Raw genomic sequence first — 18,422 nt, 5'->3', positions numbered from 1 at the left:
GCATGAAGGAGTGCTGGTTGCGATGTACAGAGCTGTCTTGGTAGATGATGAGAATTATGACCTGGAGGGGCTGCGCTGCCTGATTCCCTGGAGTGAGCTTGGGATTGAAGTGGTCTGCAGTGAGAGCAACCCGCTTGCCGCTCTCCAATATATCGAGAATCATGAGATTGATCTGCTGATTACAGACATCCGGATGCCGGCGGTTTCCGGTATGGAGCTGTCCCGCCTGGCGCTGGAGCTGAACCCGGGGCTCAAAATCGTGTTCATCAGCGGCTACCAGGAATTTCATTATGCGAAGCAGGCACTCGACTTGAAGGCCCATGCCTACGTTCTTAAGCCGGTTGATGATGAGGAGCTGATCGGTGTACTGCGCACGGCTACCGCCGAGCTGGAGCTGGAACGGAGCAGGGGCCCGGAGGACGGCGGGATGATCGCTTCCTTCGATTTCATCAAAAATGATGTGCTGCAGCATCTGCTGGAGGGCAGCATTGACGGGGCTACGCTGGGCGCCTTCCTGGACCGGTATCCGCTCGATTTGGCCTTCTCCAGCGCTTCTGCGGTGCTGATTGAGGCCGATGATGTTCTGATGCGGGTGCAGGAGCAGCCGGAGGATGTCTATGCCGGTCTGGACAGGCTGTTTCAATACATCGGAACAGAGATTGACGCCGCCGCTGCCGGGAAATGGTGCCGGTTAAACCGTTCACAGCTCGGTTTCGTCTATACCGGGCAGCGCCTGACGCTGGAAGAGCGGCTTCAGCAGCTGGTGCAGAAGGTCCGTGAGCACACGGAGTATACGATCACTGTAAGTTATGGAGCAGAGGTGGGGTCTCCGGAAGGACTGGCCTCCTCCTTTTCCCAGGCGAAGGCTTATATGAACGGCAAAATGTTCATCGGCAAGAACAGGGTGATTCCGCCGGTGATGAGCAAGCCGGGCATGGTTCAGGAGATCAAGGAGCTGAGCGTTGTCCTGGAGGGGATGTTCGGGGCCATGGCGGCCTACAGGCTGGCTGATATTTGCGACTGCCTCGACGAGCTGTTCGAGATGGCGGCGCTGTTCGAGCATCCGGTGAAGGTCTATCATTTTTCTATTCATATCGTTACCCGGCTGGAGGCTTACCTGGGGACACTCAACGAGACCTACGAGAGTCTGCAGCAGATGGACGTTATTCATCATCTGGAGACCGTTGACGATATCAAACGCTGGCTCCGGTGTACCTTGTTTGAGATTTCCGAGCTTCTGTTCATGAAGAAGCAGCACAAGAACCGCCGGCTGATGGAGCGGATTGAAGCCTATATCCGGGAGAGGCTGACAGAGAATCTTACCTTGCGGGCGGTAGCTGCCCATTTTGCCTATTCGCCGAATCATCTCGGGGTTCTGTTCAAAGAGCACACGGGGGAGAGCTTCAATGAGTATCTTGTGCGGCTCCGCATGGAGAAGGCGATTCTCCTGCTCGATCAGCCTCAATACAAAATTTACGAGGTGGCTGATAAGGTTGGCTACAAGAACATTGCTTATTTCAGCAGGCAATTCCGGGAGTTTTTCAATATGACCGCAGCCGATTACAGAAAGCAGAGCTGATCCGGCATGCAGATGAAGCGTGCGAAATCCTTATACATTCCCATAAGCTACAAGCTGCTTATTTCTTATCTGCTGCTGGTGCTGACACCGATCATCGCGATCGGCAGCTATGCCTACCTGTCGTCTGTGCGTTCCACCGAGCAGCATACCAGAAGCAATCTGGAGGTGGCTGTCAAGCAAATGGCCAGCAACGTGGATTTCCGGCTAAAGGATATGGTCCGCAGCACCGATGAGCTGTATGCAGACCAGACCCTGGCGCGTTATCTGGCAGGCTATCATTCCGGCTGGGAGAGATACAACATTATGTCGCAGTATATCCTCCCCAGGCTGAAGAATGCGGCGAATCTGCCGGACCCGGAGGTCGAGCTCTCCGTATATGTAAGCAATCCTGACGTCGGGGAATTCTATTACAACGATAGTGCAGCAGAAGATGTCCGGAAGTACTCTTTGTTTCATATGGACCGCATTGAGGATGAAGCGTGGTACAGAAGGCTCGATCTGCATTACGGCTCCAGTGCATGGCGGCAGACGGGCAATGACAAGGCGGATGGCAGCATCTCCTACCTGCGGCCCCTGATCAACTACGATACCCTGCAGCTGAATGGTCTGATCAAAATGACGGCGAATATGAAATACATCTTCTCTGATGCAGTCTCGGGGCAGCTGGGCGAGGACAGCATCCTGTTCATCGTGGATAACGCAGACCGCCTGCTGTTCACAAGCTCCCCGAACGGGGTTATCCCTGAGCCGCTGGCTTCAGCCGCTTCAGGTTATATTAAGCAGCCCGGTTCTTATATGCAGATCAAACAGCCGGTTACCAATATGCCGGCCAGTGTAGTGGCCTGGATTCCATATGCTTCGCTGCAGAAGAATTCACAGCAGGTCCGCAATGTGACCATCGGCATCTGTCTGGTTACCCTGGTGCTGCTCTTTTTGATCAGTCTGGCGATGTCCCAGTATTTCTCGCGGAGCTTCCAGAAGCTGGTGTCTTCCCTGAAATCTTTTCAGGAAGGGGACTTCCACAAGCGGATGCCGGTCCGGGGCAATGATGAGTTTGCGGAGATCGGCAGTGCTTTTAACGAGATGGCTTCAACCATTCAGCGGTTAATCGATGAGGTCTATGTCGTCAGTCTGGAGAAAAAGGAGACCGAGCTGCAGGTGTTGCATTCCCAGATGAACCCGCATTTCCTGTATAACACCTTCTCTTCCATCAGCCGGATGGCCAAGCTCGGGGAGATTGATAAGCTGCATGAGGTCATCCGTTCACTGGCCCGGTTCTACCGGCTGACGCTGCACCGGGGGGAGATGATTATTCCCGTGGAGCAGGAGCTGCAGATCGCGGAATCGTATCTCGACATTCAGCGGATCAAGAATGCGGACCGGATTCATGTCGCCTATGCTGTAGCGCCGGAGGTGCTGGAGAGCGAGAGCGTGAAATTTATTCTGCAGCCGTTTGTGGAGAATGCGCTGGAGCATGCCTGGTATGACGATGAAATCTCCCTGGTTATCCGTGCTTACATGGAAGAGGGGGATGTGGTCTTTGAAGTGGAGGATAACGGGCTGGGGATGAAGGAGGAGCTGATCGGACAGATTCTTGAGCCTGCGGGCCAGGGTATCGGCTATGGCATCCGTAATGTGGACCAGCGGATCAAGCTGCAGTACGGCAGACCGTATGGCGTAGCTATTCACAGCTCTCTGGGCGAAGGAACGCTGATCCGGCTCCGCTTTCCTTACCGTCCGTATCATTCTGTGCCGGAAGAGGCATGACAGCTATAGCTATACAGCAGCAGCGGCTGCGCTATCCCGGAAGAGGAGGCGCAGCCGCTGCTGGTGCTTATGGAGTAGAGATCGGTTCTACCGACTTCGGCTCCCGTGGAGGGTTGAAGCGGTATACCAGATAACCGACGATGAACGGCAGGATGATGGTCACGATGCCTGCCCCTACGTTCACCTTATCCTGCATGAAGATCAGGGTCGCGCCCATCAGGATGCTGTCGAATACCACATGGCTGAACATCACCGCAATGAACCCGTAACGCAGGAAAATATAACTGAACAGGAGGCCGATGACCGTCAGCTCAATCGGCCGTGAGATGACGGGATAGATCGGGTAGAGCGTATGTCCGAGTGCCCAGATCAAGGTCGTTATCAGTGAAGCGATGAGCGTATTCTTAACCAGCTTCTTCAGCATTCGGATACCGAACAGACGGTAGACCGCCTCTTCCGAGAGCCCGGCCAGCCAGGCTACAATCGGCAGCAGCCAGGCATATTTCATATTGTAAGGCGACTGGCTGGCGTCAGTGGTGGACCAGTTATCCAGCGTATAGGACAGAATAATGAACATGACGGTCTGTACGCCAAGCAGGATGAAGGCCCAGATATAACCAGCCTGAATACTCTTCAGTACATAGTGGCCGTAGCCGGGCTCGGAGGCCCGGGGCCAAGGATTCAGCTTCTTCTCGGAGCGCCACAAGCCGTCCCCTCCGACCAGGGAGAAGTAGAGCAGGAGCGACATCAGCAGACTGTACAGAACGTAGATGATGAACATGACTACGGCTGTAACTCTTGCCTCAGCGCTGCCGCTGCCGGATTCGGACACCACATTGTAGCTGCTGACCATCATGATCAGGAAATGGACGGAGCTCAGGAAAATTCCGCGTTTCCAGGAAGTATGCTTCCTGCGCAGAATGCCGTAGATCATCGCCAGGATACCGAGCAGCAGGGTAGGCAGGCCGTAGCCGAACAAGGTGAGCTTCTTGGCAAGCGAGGTCTGCCCGTCCACATAAGTATCATGCCAGGCGGGAGCCGAGAATCCGGCACGGAAGTACGAGACCTCGCCGTTCAGATAATTGAATTGGTACTTAAGCGGTAATTCACCTATGGTGACGGAGTTGTCGGAATAGACAAGCCCGTATCCATCAAGGTTAGCCTCAATCTTCAGCTTGGCAGGATTGGCCCCCCATAGCTTCAGCCAGGGAAGGGCGAGCTTCTCTTTTGCCTCCAGGCTCAGATCCGGTATGCTGCTTACAGGATTGGCAGTATCGGTACGTTTGGTTGCCGCCGTGGGCCGCTCCCCGTAATTCAGCCCGGACGCAGCGTCGGCATCGGCGCCAACAGCAAAAGCCACAGGCTCGCCGGTATACATATTGAGATCGACTGCCAGCCGGGCTGCCGCCTCTCCGGACGTATAGAGCACCGCATGGTACACATCGAACGGATAACGCTGGTCCAGCTTATTCTTGGAATAGTCCGGAAGCAGCTTCTCACGGGACATATAGCCGTAGAAGGAAGAGTCCGTCTTGTACAGGATCACCCATTCATCTCCGGCTGCGGCTTCATAGCCGAGCTGCCCAGCGGCGAATGCGGCGGCCTTCTCCCGGATTTCGCTTTTGCTGAGAATGGCTGTATCCCCGTCTGAACTGGAGAGGAGCTGTGGAGCGATCTGGAACATGACAAATAGAATGAGTCCTAGAATTCCGGCTAGGATAAGTTTGGTAGTAAGGGGCCGCTGATGCAGGGGCTGGCCGACGGGATTCATGGAACGCCTCCTTGAAATAAAATGCTCTCATCCATCCATTATAGTATTACATGCCGGGCAGGTACAAAGAAATGCCTTATTATCCTTTTACGTGAAGAAGTCCCGGCTTATGCTTAAAGGCTTGTTATTTTTGTCTTCTTATCAAAATGAGTCTTTGTGAAGTTAGGCAATAACGTATATAATTTTGTATGCTTATCTGATACTGACCGATTCGTAATTTCTAATATGGAACCCTGAAAGGATGAGAAGTTTGGCGTCACCGTCTTCCAAGATCACCGGCTTCCGATTCCTGAAGCTGGCTCCTCCGCAAATCCTGGTGCTGAGCTTTGCTGCGGTCATCCTCATCGGCACGTTGCTGCTTATGCTTCCGGTATCCAGCGTACCCGGTCAGCCGCTCCGCTTCATGGACGCGCTGTTCACAGCCACCTCTGCCGCCTGTGTGACCGGACTGGCTGTAGTGGATACCGGTACCCATCTTACGGGCTTCGGACAAGCGGTCATTCTGGTGCTGATCCAGATTGGCGGACTCGGGTTCATGACGATGGCCACGCTGTTTGCGCTGGTGTTCAGGCGCAGAATATCACTGCGTGACCGGCTGATTCTTCAGGAAGCCATGAATCAGAGCTCGATGGAAGGGATTGTGCGGCTGATCCGCAAGGTGCTGCTCTATTCCCTGGTCATTGAAGCTGTGGGAGCGCTTCTCCTGTCCATCCGCTGGGCGGTGGATATGCCGTTTGGCCGCGCGGTCTACTACGGGGTGTTCCACGCGGTGTCGATGTTCAATAACGCCGGATTCGATCTGTTCGGCGGGCATGATCATAGCTTAATTAGCTATGTCGGAGACCCGGTCATTAACCTGGTCGTTATGTTCCTGATCATCTCCGGGGGAATCGGCTTCATCGTAATCTCCGATCTGGCCGACTTCCGCCGCACCCGGCGGCTGTCGCTGCACAGCAAGGTGGTGCTGTCGATGACAGCCGGACTGATTGTGACCGGAATGGCGGTCATCTTCATCTTCGAGTTCACCAATTCGCGGACCCTGGGACCGCTGAATCTCGGGAGCAAGCTATGGGCCTCCCTGTTTCAATCGGTGGCACCGCGTACGGCAGGGGCCAACACACTGGATATCACGGGACTGCGTCAGGCCACTCAGTTCTTCATCGTGATCCTGATGTTCATCGGCGCTTCCCCGGGCTCTACCGGCGGCGGCATTAAGACCACAACCTTCACGCTGATGATCGGAGCTGTAATCTCCATGCTGCGCGGCCGCGAAGACATCGTGCTCTTCCGTTACCGGCTGGCTCAGGAACGCGTGTTCAAGGCACTGACCATTACGCTGCTGGCGCTGCTGCTGATCGTTACGGTCTCGATGATGCTCTCGACTACCGAGGGGCTGCCGTATCTGATGATTCTGTTCGAGACGATCTCAGCGTTTGCCAATGTCGGACTGAGTCTGGGACTGACCCCGGAGCTGACGCAGGTCGGCAAGATTCTGATCTGCCTGACCATGTTCGCCGGACGGCTGGGACTGCTGACGCTGGCGTATGCGCTCGGTCCGAGACAGGGTAAACCATTATATAAATATCCGGAAGGCAAAATGATAATTGGATAGGGGAATCAAGTCATGAAACCACAGCAGTTTGTTGTAATCGGCCTGGGCCGCTTCGGCTCAAGTCTGGCGCTGGAGCTGATGTCCATGGGCTACGAGGTGCTTGGCATTGACCACCAGGAGGAGCGGGTGGAGGAGATGACCGGACGGCTGACGCATGCAGTCATGGCCGATGCTACGGATGAAGGGATTATGCGCTCGCTCGGGGTGCGTAACTTCGACTGCGGCATTGTGGCGATCGGCGATAATATGGAGCGGAGTATTCTGGCCGCGATTCTGCTGAAGGAGCTGGGCGTCAAGCAGGTGGTCGGCAAAGCCATCTCCATTCTGCATGGCCGCGCGCTGTCGAAGCTGGGGGTAGACCGGGTGATTTTCCCGGAGCGGGATATGGGTATCCGCGTGGCTCATCAGCTGGTGACGCCGAATCTGCTCGATTATATAGAGATCTCCAAGGATTACAAGGTCGTTGAGCTGACGGTGCCCGCCTGCATGAACGGCAAAAGCCTCTCTGAGCTGAACACCCGCGCCAAATACGGCTGCAGCATCATTGCCCTGAACCGCGAGGATGGCATCATCGTTGCCCCGACTGCGCATGATCATGTGCATCAGGGAGACATCATGGTGGTGATCGGCTCCAACGACAGCATCGAGGAGTTCGAGGATGAAGCGGTGAATGCGGAGTAAGGACTTTCTGCCAGCCAGCTTATCCTCATAAAAGAAAGCTAAAAACGCCCGGATGGCAATGCATCCAGGCGTTTTTGCTGTTTCGGCGTAAGCCTGCAGCCGCATATTAGAACGCCCGTACATCAGCCTGTAACATGCCGCGCGGGGGTCGAAAAATTTTCCTATACACATATGTAAAATGTATCCTGAAATGATAAAATAAAAATATTGTAAGCGGTAACATAGAAATCCTTAGGGGGATATGTGATGAAAAAAACACCGATGATCCTGCAGCTGGCGTTGATTCTATTCTGCATAATGGCTATTCCTACAGCAGTCCTGACCTGGTACAGCGGGTCACAGATTATACAGAATTCTGAAGCGGCTATCGGGGAATCCACGCTGGCCGGGCTTAATGCCAACCGCAGGCTGAACGAGAACGCGCTGGCCAATCTGGCCCAGGATACGTCGCGTCTGGCGGCGACGAATATTTTTGACCGCATCCGCAGCTTCGAGACCTACGATGAGATTAACGCCAACTATAACAATGTAAGTCTGGCGCTGTCCGTGACCAAGGAGCTGCTGAACCTGAACCGCCGGGTGGACGGTGTGTACTCTTCATTCTTTGTCCTGGAGGATTCGGATTATGTCTTCTCTACCGACAGCAGCATCACGACGCTTGCCCGCTATGAGCCTATCGGATGGATCACAGAAGCGCTTAAGGGGCGCAGGGGGATCAGCGGGGTATGGGTGCCCCGTAAGCTTGCGTCGGGCGAGAATGTGGTGTCTTATGTGTACCCGCTCAACCGCCTGTCCACCACCACCCGGGGAGTGATTGTCGTCAACATGAAGGAGAGCCAGATCGGCAAATATCTGCATGCTACCGAGGTGGGTGACAGCAACTACCTGCTGCTGGACGCTGCGGGTACGGTGATCTCCTTCAATGACCGGTCCATGCTGCTCTCCGACAGCCGTAAGCTGCCGTTCTTACAGGAGATTCTGAATCAGGAAGCCAGTGAAGGCTACACCTTCCGCAAGCTGGAGGGCAAACGGACGGTGTATGCCTGGAGCCGCTCCTCCTTGTCCGGGTGGTGGAATGTCAGCTGGAGCTCCATGGATGAGCTAATGACCAAGTCCCGGGAGATGCAGGGAAATATTATTCTGCTGACGGGGGCGATCATTGTACTCGGGACGCTGCTGGCCATCTTCCTTGCCACCTGGTTATCCAGGCCCCTGAGGCAATTGGTGCAGACGATGCGCTCGAAGGTGGATCTTGGCGTAGTGAACAAGAATGAGCTGGCCTTCCTGGATCTGGCCTTCAAACGGATGCAGGAGGAGGAAGAGAGTCTGTTCCAGCTGCTGCAGGAGCGTGAACAGGATACCCGCAGTCTGGCCGTGCACCGTCTGCTGCGCGGTGAGATTCCGCCGCGGATTACGGAGGTTTTTCCGCATGCCTGTTACAGAGTGGTGGTGGTCTCCATCGACCAATATAGAAGATACGTGGGCCATACCAATGTGGAGACGCGCAGTTATCACCGGTATTTGCTGAGTGCCAAGTATGAGAATGTTTTCCCTGAGGAGCTGGTGGCCCGCTGTGTCTACCATAATGAGGGCTGTACAGTGATTGTACTGAACTTTGCTCCGGAGGAGGGGGAGGCACATAGTACTCTGATTCATCAGGCGCTGGAGGAGATCCGCGATCAGTCTCTTGAGCTGCTGGAGCATTCGGTCACGATTGGGGTGAGTGAGCGGACGGATGCTCCGGAGAGGGTGGCGCTGCGGCTGTTCGAAGCGATGGAGGTGATTAAGCGCAGGATGATCAAGGGGGCCGGAAGCATCATGTACTGGCATGACGGGGAGGATAACAGCCGCAAGTATGTTGACTCTGAGAGCAGCGAGCGGCGAATTCTGAATTTCCTGGATGCCGGCGACCTGGTGGGAATCTTCAAGGAGCTGCAGAGCATCCGCAGCCAGATCTCCGCAGAGGAACATATCTCCTACGATAATATTATGTTCATCTATCATCAGCTGATGGGCGCGACGATCAAGCATCTCCGGGAGAACCACCTCGGAACCGGAAGGATGATTATGGGCCGGGGCAACGTGTATTCGATTCTCGCCGCGATGGATACGCTGGATGAGCTGGAGGAGTACCTGTATGATTTTTACTGTGAGATTGTACAGAGCCTGGATCGCAGCACCCATGAGACCAATTATGCGCAGCGGATCATGGAGTACCTGAAGCAGCACTACCGCGAAGAGATTGTCTTCGAGGACATGGCTAAGCAGATTGGCATCAGCTACTCTTATATGCGCAAGCTTGTCTATGAGCAGACCGGCAGCAGCATGATTGATTTCGTCAACCAGCTAAGGATCGAGCAGGCGAAGGAACTGCTGCTGGATTCGGGGCTGACGATCAAGCAGATTGCCGCAGAGGTCGGTTACGCCAATGTGCAGAGCTTCAACCGTTTTTTCCGCAAGTATGAAGGCATGCCGCCAAGCGGCTACAAGTTAGCGAAGAGCAAGAGTTCTTAGGGGCTCATAGGTGGCCATAGAAACCTATAGAAACCTATAAAAGCCCATAAAAGCCCATAAAAGCCCATAAAAGCCCATAAAAGCTCATAAAAGCTCATGGAAACCCGTAGAAACCATTATAAACCCATCTCCGGCGGACCGGTATCTCGTTTCAAGGATCTTGGTTTTTCGGCTTGTAGGTGGAAAGTGGGCAGGCGGTGGAAATGAGAGGGATAAATCCCTCTGGTGGTGCCGAAAGTGGGCGGATGAAGAGCACAAGTGCCCCTGAATCCCGGGAAAGTTGGCTAAACGAGTAAATGAAGAGCACAAGTGCCCCTGAATTCCAGGAAAGTTGGCTAAACGAGTAAATGAAGAGCACAAGTGCCCCTGAATTCCGGGAAAGTTGGCTAAACGAGTAAATGAAGAGCACAAGTGCCCCTGAATCCCGGGAAAGTTGGCTAAACGAGTAATTCAGGAGCACAAGTGCCTCTGAATCCCGGGAAAGTTGGCTAAACGAGTAATTCAGGAGCATAAGTGCCCCTGAGTTCGTGGAAAGTAGGAGTGTTCAAATCTATATTAGTCAAAAGCGGGCGGAGCGAGCAACAGTAGTTCCCTAATCATTCCTGATAGCTCTCATAGCTCCCGAATTGCTCCCTGTTAGCTATCATTGCTCCTTGATCACTCCCTCATCACTCCCTCATCGCTCCCTCATCGCTCCCTCATCGCTCCCTCATCGCCCCAATCACTCCAATCACTCCAATCCCCCCTGGCCCCATCCCTCCCCATGCCTTTCTATCCAACTAGTATCTTCCCCCTCAAATGAAAGCGCTTTATTAATTTTGGGAATGCCTATCAGTTTTGATTATTCTCCTGCGGCTGAGGCCTGGAGGGCCGGGCGGCAATTCATTGGTAATCAATTGTGATAGGTGATCATCAATACTCATGATATTCAAGCCTCGGCAAAGGCGGTAGCATAGGAGCCAGGCCGGAGAACACGAGCCGGAAGCCGGCAAGAAGAATTCAAGGCAGGAGGTGAATATGTTGAAAGCTGCAAGCGCTTCACAAACGGATCACAGTCCATTATTAAGAAGGAAACAGGGGTTTAGCTATTATTTACAGCGGGATTGGCAGCTCTATCTGCTGGTGATGCTTCCGCTGGCTTTTGTCATCGTATTCAAATATTTGCCCATGACCGGACTTGTAATCGCCTTCAAGGACTATAAGATCGCCAGAGGCTTCTGGGGTAGTGAATGGGCCGGACTGCAGGTCTTCCAGGACCTGTTCGCCAAGCCTGATTTCATCCGGGCCGTCCGCAACACCCTGCTGCTGAACGTGCTTGACCTGTGCTTCAGCTTCACGATGCCGATTGTGCTGGCTCTGCTGCTGAACGAGATCAAGAGTGTACGGTTCAAAAGAATCAATCAGACGGTGCTGTATTTGCCCCACTTCCTGTCCTGGGTCATTATCGGAGCCATCGCGTATCAGCTCCTCAGTGAGGGGGGCGGCGTTGTCAATAACCTCATAGAGCTGATGGGAGGCACCCGGATTCCGTTCCTGCAGCAGGATACGAATTGGCTCATTAGCTATCTCGTGATCGGGGTCTGGCAGAGCATGGGCTGGGGCACGATTATCTACCTGGCGGCGATGAGCGGGATCAACCCTGAGATGTATGAAGCGGCTACGGTGGACGGGGCAGGCCGCTGGAGAAAGGTATGGAATATCACCCTTCCATCGATCCGGGCAACGATTGTGACGCTCTTGATTATGGCGCTGGGCAAAGTAATGGACGGCTCCTTCGAGCGTATCTATGCGCTGCAGAATAAGGCCACCACGGAGTTCACCACCACCATACCGGTCCTGGTGTACCGCTGGGGGATTGAGAGCGGTAATTTCAGCCGGGCGACCGCCATCGGATTATTCCAGTCCGTCATCGGAATTATTCTGGTCATTTCCGCGGACCGCGTAGCCAAGAAGCTTGGCGAGGATGGGATTTTGTAGAAAGGAGAGGAACCATGAAAGCAATAGCCGGAGGCACTGCCGCACCCCATAAAACACGTATCGATATCTGGGAAACGCTGATCCGTCTCGTCATTATTATCATCTCGCTATTCTGCCTGCTGCCGTTCATTCATGTTGTATCGAAATCGCTGAGCTCTGACTCCTTCGTCATTGCCAACAAGGTCTTTCTGTGGCCGCAGGGCTTCACCATTGAAGCGTATAACAAAATCTTCGCGGATGCCAGTATCCTCCGTTCCCTGTACATCTCGGTCATCGTGACTGTGCTGTTCACCATTCTGGGCATGATCCTGACCATCTGCGCCGCCTATCCGCTGTCCAGAACCCAGTTCAAGGGGCGCAGGGTGATCACCTTCATCTTCCTATTCACCATGTACTTCAGCGGGGGCATTATCCCCGACTATATGAACATCAATAATCTGGGGCTGATGGATACCATCTGGTCGCTGGTGCTGCCGCTCTCCTTCAGTGCCTTCAATCTGCTGATTATGAAAACCTCGCTGACCAGCGGCATTCCCGTCAGTCTGGAGGAATCTGCGCGGATCGACGGTGCTGGGCATTTCCGGATTCTGTTCAGCATTGTGCTGCCGTTATCTAAGCCGATTATGGCGACACTCGCTCTCTTCTATGCGGTGGGACGCTGGAATGCTTATCAGGACGCATTGTTCTATATCAAGCATGAGACCTCGCTCCGGCCGCTTCAGCTCAAGCTGTATTATCTGGTCATTCAGGCAAGTGAAAGCTTCCAGCTGGAGGCCAGCCAGGTGCAGCTCAGCAATCCCGAAGTCCTGAAGGCGTCAGTCGTTGTATTCGCTACCTTGCCTATCCTCTGTGTGTATCCGTTCGTCCAGAAATACTTCGTTCAAGGTGTTATGCTCGGAGCCGTCAAGGAGTAATCCTGCGTCCCTGGTATATAGTCATTCTTTGGAATTACGAAAATTCAAAAAATGGGGGAATTGCGATGAGTAAAAGAAGCGTGTATTCGTTAATGATGGCATCCGTCATGACGGCCGGCCTGCTGGCCGGGTGCTCCGGGGGAAATAACACCAAGGATACAGCCGAATCCAGCAATAAGCCGGCCGAGACAGCTGCTGCTACGAACCAGACCGAAGGAGCCTATCCTGATTATTCCAAGGGCTTTGAGAAAAAAGTCTCGCTCGACATTCCGGTCTATGAGCGTGCCTATGAAGGCTGGAACGTGTCCGATAACTATTATACCCGCTGGGTGCAGGCGGAGTTCGGCGACAAATATAATATAGAGGTTAACTATGTGCCGATCACCCGCTCCAAAGAAGTAACGGATTTCGAGCAGCTGCTGGCTTCGCACAAGGCTCCGGATATTATTTTCCACTATGATATGCCGCAAGCGCTTACTTATTATGGTGAGGATGTGATGCAGCCGCTCGACTATGCAGAGATCCAGAATTATGCGCCGACCTACTGGAAGAACTTGGGTGAGACAATTGAACAGTATGGTACCGTGGACGATCAGAAGACCTTCTTCTTCGCTGCCCGCCCTGAAGCCGACAACTTCGTCAACATTATCCGCAAGGACTGGGTAGAAAAGGTAGGCATGAAGGTTGAGGATCTGACCTCGCTGGAGAAGTATAACGAGATGCTGGCCAAATGGAAGGAAGCCGGACTCGGGGTAAGCGGCGGCAATCTGCAGCAGAATTTCTTCAACTTCAACTATCCGTTCCGTAAATGGCCGGTGGATGCGAAATATCGTGCGCTGTATTCCGATCTCAGCGTGGCCGATCTGACTACGGAGGAGACTGAGGCTTACCTGCGTAACCTCAATTATCAGTATAACAATGGCCTGATTGATAAGGAATTCTATCTGCGCAACGATGAACCGAAGATTAAGGCTGAATTCGTGGCAGGCAAAACCGGCAACTTCGGCTTCTATCTGGCGAACAACACTGATGTCTTTGCGGCTACGCTGCAGAATAACCCGGATGCCGAATTTGCGGTGGTGCCTCCGTATGCGGGAGTTCCGGAAGGCAACAAGCCTCAGGGACGCGCTTACTGGCCGTTCGGCTTCATTATGGGAATTAACTATGAATCCACGCCGGAAGAACGCGCAGCCGTGTGGATGTATCTGGAATGGCTCAGCCAGCCGGAGAACCTGTTCAAGTTCCAGAACGGGATCGAAGGGGAGAACTATACGCTAGACGCAGACGGCATTGCGCTGAAGAACCCGGATTATAAGGGCGAAGCGGTGCTGGCACAGAACAATAACAAGGACTATTGGGGTCTGGTGACGGAAATTGCCCAGTACCCGGATGAAGCCAAGACCCGCAAGGCCAACCTGCGCAACTGGGCACCGGCCGGTTATGAGCCGCTGGCGGATGATCTGGTGAAGTATTATGACGAGGTTGCCGAATTCCGTACACCGGATGCCCTGTTCAATGTGGTGCTGGAGAAGGTGAACGAATACAAGGCGGATCTGAATACGCTGTTCCAGGAGCTGTACGTGAAGGTGGTGCTTGCTCCAGAGGCTGAATTCGATGCTACGTATGAAGCCGCCAAGAAGACGTATCTGGAGGCAGGCTACCAGGAGATTCTCGATGAGAAGCAGGCGGCAATTGATGCAGGAAAGTTCCGTTAATCTTGTGTAAGCCTGGCTTAGTATAGCAAAAAAATTACCCGGCAGTATCCTCACCCGGCAGGCCGATCCGTAGCATTACGGAGGCTTGCCGGGTGATTGCTGTGTTCCCCGCCGCTACTCGCGGCTGTTCAGGAAGACATCCTCCGTCACCTGCACCAGGCAGCGCGCTGCCGTGCTGAGTCCGCCGCTGCTCTGGTAGATGAGGCAAGTGGTCCGCTGCGTCTGCTCCAGCTCCTTGATGTGCAGGGAGACCAGCCCCCCGCCGTTCAGCAGCTCCGGACGCAGATACGAATTCGGCAGCAGGGCCGCAGCTTTGATGGTCGGCAGCAGGCGGACGATGGCCTCGAAAGAATCGATCTCCATCCGTACATCGGGATCAACCCCGCAGCGCTGGAACAGATCATCTGTCGTCCGGCGGTACCAGGTTCCCTTGGAGAAAAGGATCATCGGCAGCCGGGAGAGATGCTCCATGGTGAGCCGCGGCGTCAGGGTCAGCGGATGCTGCTCGGAGACGACCAGCCGGAGCTGGTCCTCGAACAGCGGGATGCAGCGCAGCCCCGGCTCCTGGACCTGGGAGGCGATGATGGCGACATCGCATTTGCCTTCGCTGGCAGCGGTAACCATCTCATGGGTCTTCCCGGTGATGAGCTTCAGCTCGGCTGCCGGATATTTCTCTGTGTACGCTTTTACCAGAGGAGGCAGGGTTGTCTGCAATGTGGTCAGGCTGGCGCCTAGAGTCACGAGCTGCGGCTCGCCCTCCTTGAATTTCGATAACGCTTCCAGGAACTTGGAACGCTGCTGCCGCTGCTCCAGCGCATAGGTGTAGGTAAGGCGGCCAACCTCTGTAAGCTCCAGGCGCTTGCCGAAGCGGTTGAACAGGGCGACGCCGAGCCGTTCCTCCAGCTTGGAGATTTTGCGGGAGAGGGCCGGTTGGGACAGGTTGAGCTGGCGCGAGGCCCGGTTCAGGCTGGAGTGCTCCACCACCGCAGCAAAAGCATCTAAATCATCATACATTTCAAAGTGCTCCTCTCTCCCAAATTCCCATCCAACTGTGATAAAAAGTATAGCAGATGAGCAGGGTTGCCCCTGATGCACAGGAAGACAAGTCTGGATTGTATGTTATTAATGAAGCTAAATGAGAATTATTATCATATTAAAAATATTCTTATGCAATTATAGTATAACGATTAATAATTAGATTGCAATTCCCTTATAAGCGAAAAAAGAGTAACATAAAAAGTGACACAGGATATTCACATATTGTGAATTATTCAGCAAAGTCCGGGAAAACAATGGATAGTGGTGCAAACAGACTATTAGCCGGTAAATTAAGCCTGCCGCTGCCCTGTTTCAACTGTACTCCCGGCGGTGTATGCTCTTTAAAAAGACTTGTGAAAACGCTGTTTTATATGGAAAGGGGACACTTTGCATGAGAGGATTTTATTCCAGAAAGATTCATTCCTTGCTCGGCGTTATCCCGCTCGGGGCATTTTTCCTTGAGCACATGCTGACGAACTTCGCAGCAGTAGAGGGTGGCGCTTCTGGCTTCACAGACAGTGTGCTGTGGCTGAACAGCCTGCCGCTTGTCTTCTTCCTGGAATTGTTCGGCATTTGGCTGCCGCTGCTGTACCATGGAGTCTACGGCCTGTACATCGCGTACCAGTCGAAGCCGAACCTGAACCGCTACAATCTTGAGCGCAACTGGCGTTATACGCTGCAGCGGATTACCGGAGTTGTCACCTTCATCTTCATTGTCTGGCATCTGTGGGACACCCGCGTCCAGGTAGCGCTCGGCAAGGTGGAGCATGATCAGCTTGGCGGAGTGATGCATAACATTGTGACCCAGCCGCTGCTGATGACTCTCTATATTGTCGGAATCGTGGCTGCCTGCTTCCACTTCTCCAACGGTCTATGGTCGTTCCTGATCAGCTGGGGAATCACGGTGGGGCCGCGTTCGCAGAGAGTATCGTCCGTACTTTGCCTAGGTATTTTCGTTCTCGTTACTTTCATGTTCGTCCTGTCGCTGGTTACCTTCCGTAACGATGAATTCCAAACTGCCGCTACGGCGATGCAGTCAGTGCGCAGTTTTATTTAAGAATATAAACGCATTTTATTGTAATTAGGAGGGGAACAATCATGGCATCAGCCGATATCATCATCGTGGGCGGCGGTCTGGCCGGCCTGATGGCTACCATTAAGGCCGCTGAATCCGGCGCGCATGTACATCTATTCTCACTGGTCCCTGTCAAAAGATCACATTCCGTCTGCGCTCAAGGCGGCATCAATGGCGCCGTGAATACCAAGGGCGAGGGCGACTCGCCCTGGGAGCATTTCGACGATACCGTCTACGGCGGCGACTTCCTGGCCAACCAGCCTCCGGTGAAGGCCATGTGCGAAGCGGCACCGGGCATTATTCACCTGATGGACCGGATGGGCGTAATGTTCAACCGTACCCCAGAGGGGCTGCTCGACTTCCGCCGGTTCGGCGGAACGAAGCGCCACCGCACAGCCTTTGCCGGGGCGACTACCGGTCAGCAGCTGCTCTATGCACTGGATGAGCAGGTGCGCCGCTGGGAAGCGGAAGGCCTGGTTACCAAGAGCGAGAACTGGGAATTCCTCTCGGTGATTCTGGATGACGAGCGGGTCTGCCGCGGCATCAGCGCCCAGAATCTCAAGACGATGGAGATTCAGACCTTCCCGGCGGACGCGGTCATTCTGGCCAGCGGCGGTCCGGGGATTATTTTCGGCAAAACCACGAATTCGGTCATCAACACAGGAACCGCCGCAAGCGCCGTGTATCAACAGGGTGTGCATTATGCGAACGGGGAATTCATTCAGATTCACCCGACGGCGATTCCCGGCGATGACAAGCTGCGGCTGATGTCGGAATCGGCGCGCGGTGAAGGCGGACGAATCTGGACCTATAAGGACGGTAAGCCGTGGTACTTCCTCGAAGAGAAATATCCTTCTTACGGTAACCTGGTGCCGCGCGATATTGCTACCCGTGAGATTTTCAATGTGTGTGTGGATCAGGGACTGGGCATTAACGGCGAGAACATGGTCTACCTGGATCTGTCGCATAAGGACCCGAAGGAGCTTGACGTCAAGCTGGGCGGCATTATTGAGATCTACGAGAAGTTCATGGGGGATGATCCCCGCAAGATTCCGATGAAAATCTTCCCGGCTGTGCATTATTCGATGGGCGGCATGTGGGTCGACTATAATCAAATGACGAATATTCCCGGCTTATTCGCGGCAGGGGAATGTGAATATCAATACCACGGGGCCAACCGTCTGGGAGCGAATTCCCTGGTCTCTGCCATTTATGGCGGGATGGTCTCCGGTCCGAAGGCTGTGGAATACATCAAGGGCCTGAAGAAATCGGTGCAGGATATCTCCTCCACGGTGTTCGACAGCTTCCACAAGACGCAGACCGATAAATATGAGTCGCTGCTGGGGATGACTGGCACAGAGAATGCTTACGTGATCCATAAGGAGCTTGGCGAATGGATGACGGCGAACATGACCGTGGTGCGTGAGAACAAGAAGCTGGAAGCGACGATCGGCAAAATCAAAGAGCTGAAGGAACGCTACAAAAATATCAATATGAGCGACACTTCGCGCTGGAGCAACCAGGGCGTGGCCTTCACCCGCCAGCTGTGGAACATGCTGGAGCTGTCGGAGGCGATGACGCTTGGAGCCCTCCTGCGCAATGAGAGCCGGGGCGCACATTACAAGCCGGAGTTCCCGACACGTAATGATGAGGAATTCCTGAAGACAACCAAAGCGGCCTGGACCGCCGAGGGTCCGCAGATCTCCTACGAGGAAGTCGATGTATCGCTGATTCCTCCGCGCGTGCGGGATTACTCGAAGGACTGACCGGTTAGACTAA

At 54.0% G+C, this 18,422-nt stretch carries 12 protein-coding genes; 10 read left to right on the top strand and 2 right to left on the bottom strand.

Translation table 11 applies throughout. The features are described 5' to 3' along the window. The first annotated feature begins 22 nt into the window (after nucleotides 1-22). Both MKY86_RS25120 and MKY86_RS25115 read left to right on the top strand, forming a co-directional pair. Entirely contained in the window at nucleotides 23-1,579 is a 1,557-nt protein-coding gene (locus tag MKY86_RS25120; RefSeq protein WP_076081656.1) for a response regulator transcription factor, read from the top strand. 6 nt (nucleotides 1,580-1,585) lie between these two features. After that, entirely contained in the window at nucleotides 1,586-3,346 is a 1,761-nt protein-coding gene (locus tag MKY86_RS25115; RefSeq protein ID WP_340827562.1) for a cache domain-containing sensor histidine kinase, read from the top strand. Nucleotides 3,347-3,413: 67 nt separating this feature from the next. On the opposite strand, the gene MKY86_RS25110 is transcribed toward MKY86_RS25115, so the two are convergent. Further along, nucleotides 3,414-5,117: a CPBP family intramembrane glutamic endopeptidase gene (locus MKY86_RS25110; RefSeq protein ID WP_076081657.1), complete on the bottom strand. Its 1,704-nt coding sequence runs from the start codon at nucleotides 5,115-5,117 to the stop codon at nucleotides 3,414-3,416. 250 nt (nucleotides 5,118-5,367) lie between these two features. Here MKY86_RS25110 and MKY86_RS25105 point away from each other — a divergent pair, with 250 nt between their 5' ends. The 6 genes from MKY86_RS25105 (at nucleotide 5,368) to MKY86_RS25080 (ending at nucleotide 14,530) form a co-directional block, all read left to right on the top strand. Next, entirely contained in the window at nucleotides 5,368-6,729 is a 1,362-nt protein-coding gene (locus MKY86_RS25105; RefSeq protein WP_340827561.1) for a TrkH family potassium uptake protein, read from the top strand. A gap of 12 nt (nucleotides 6,730-6,741) precedes the next feature. Next, complete coding sequence (locus MKY86_RS25100) at nucleotides 6,742-7,410, top strand: potassium channel family protein (protein WP_036721939.1); 669 nt, start codon at nucleotides 6,742-6,744, stop codon at nucleotides 7,408-7,410. A 246-nt stretch (nucleotides 7,411-7,656) separates the two neighbouring features. Beyond that, entirely contained in the window at nucleotides 7,657-9,924 is a 2,268-nt protein-coding gene (locus MKY86_RS25095; protein WP_076081659.1) for an AraC family transcriptional regulator, read from the top strand. 1,017 nt (nucleotides 9,925-10,941) lie between these two features. Continuing rightward, complete coding sequence (locus MKY86_RS25090; protein ID WP_076082240.1) at nucleotides 10,942-11,901, top strand: ABC transporter permease; 960 nt, start codon at nucleotides 10,942-10,944, stop codon at nucleotides 11,899-11,901. Nucleotides 11,902-11,915: 14 nt separating this feature from the next. Further along, nucleotides 11,916-12,815: a carbohydrate ABC transporter permease gene (locus tag MKY86_RS25085; RefSeq protein ID WP_076082242.1), complete on the top strand. Its 900-nt coding sequence runs from the start codon at nucleotides 11,916-11,918 to the stop codon at nucleotides 12,813-12,815. A gap of 65 nt (nucleotides 12,816-12,880) precedes the next feature. Then, nucleotides 12,881-14,530 carry an ABC transporter substrate-binding protein gene (locus MKY86_RS25080; protein WP_076082244.1) on the top strand — a complete coding sequence of 550 codons (1,650 nt, stop codon included), beginning with the start codon at nucleotides 12,881-12,883 and terminating at the stop codon, nucleotides 14,528-14,530. A gap of 114 nt (nucleotides 14,531-14,644) precedes the next feature. Here MKY86_RS25080 and MKY86_RS25075 read toward each other — a convergent pair whose 3' ends face one another. Continuing rightward, entirely contained in the window at nucleotides 14,645-15,544 is a 900-nt protein-coding gene (locus tag MKY86_RS25075) for a LysR family transcriptional regulator (protein ID WP_076082246.1), read from the bottom strand. Nucleotides 15,545-15,959: 415 nt separating this feature from the next. Here MKY86_RS25075 and MKY86_RS25070 point away from each other — a divergent pair, with 415 nt between their 5' ends. Further along, the gene (locus MKY86_RS25070) at nucleotides 15,960-16,625 is read left to right on the top strand and encodes a succinate dehydrogenase cytochrome b558 subunit (protein ID WP_076082248.1); all 666 of its coding nucleotides are present in this window, start codon (nucleotides 15,960-15,962) and stop codon (nucleotides 16,623-16,625) included. A gap of 41 nt (nucleotides 16,626-16,666) precedes the next feature. Further along, nucleotides 16,667-18,409, top strand: coding sequence for a succinate dehydrogenase flavoprotein subunit (gene sdhA / locus MKY86_RS25065; protein WP_076082250.1), 1,743 nt, complete (start codon nucleotides 16,667-16,669; stop codon nucleotides 18,407-18,409). Nucleotides 18,410-18,422 lie beyond the last annotated feature (13 nt).

The sequence above is a fragment of the Paenibacillus sp. FSL R7-0333 genome (genome assembly GCF_038000365.1).
GTDB classification, from domain to species: Bacteria; Bacillota; Bacilli; order Paenibacillales; family Paenibacillaceae; genus Paenibacillus_AQ; species Paenibacillus_AQ silagei.
The sequence above is the reverse complement of the archived record's forward strand: the minus strand, read 5'-3'. Positions and strand labels throughout refer to the sequence as shown.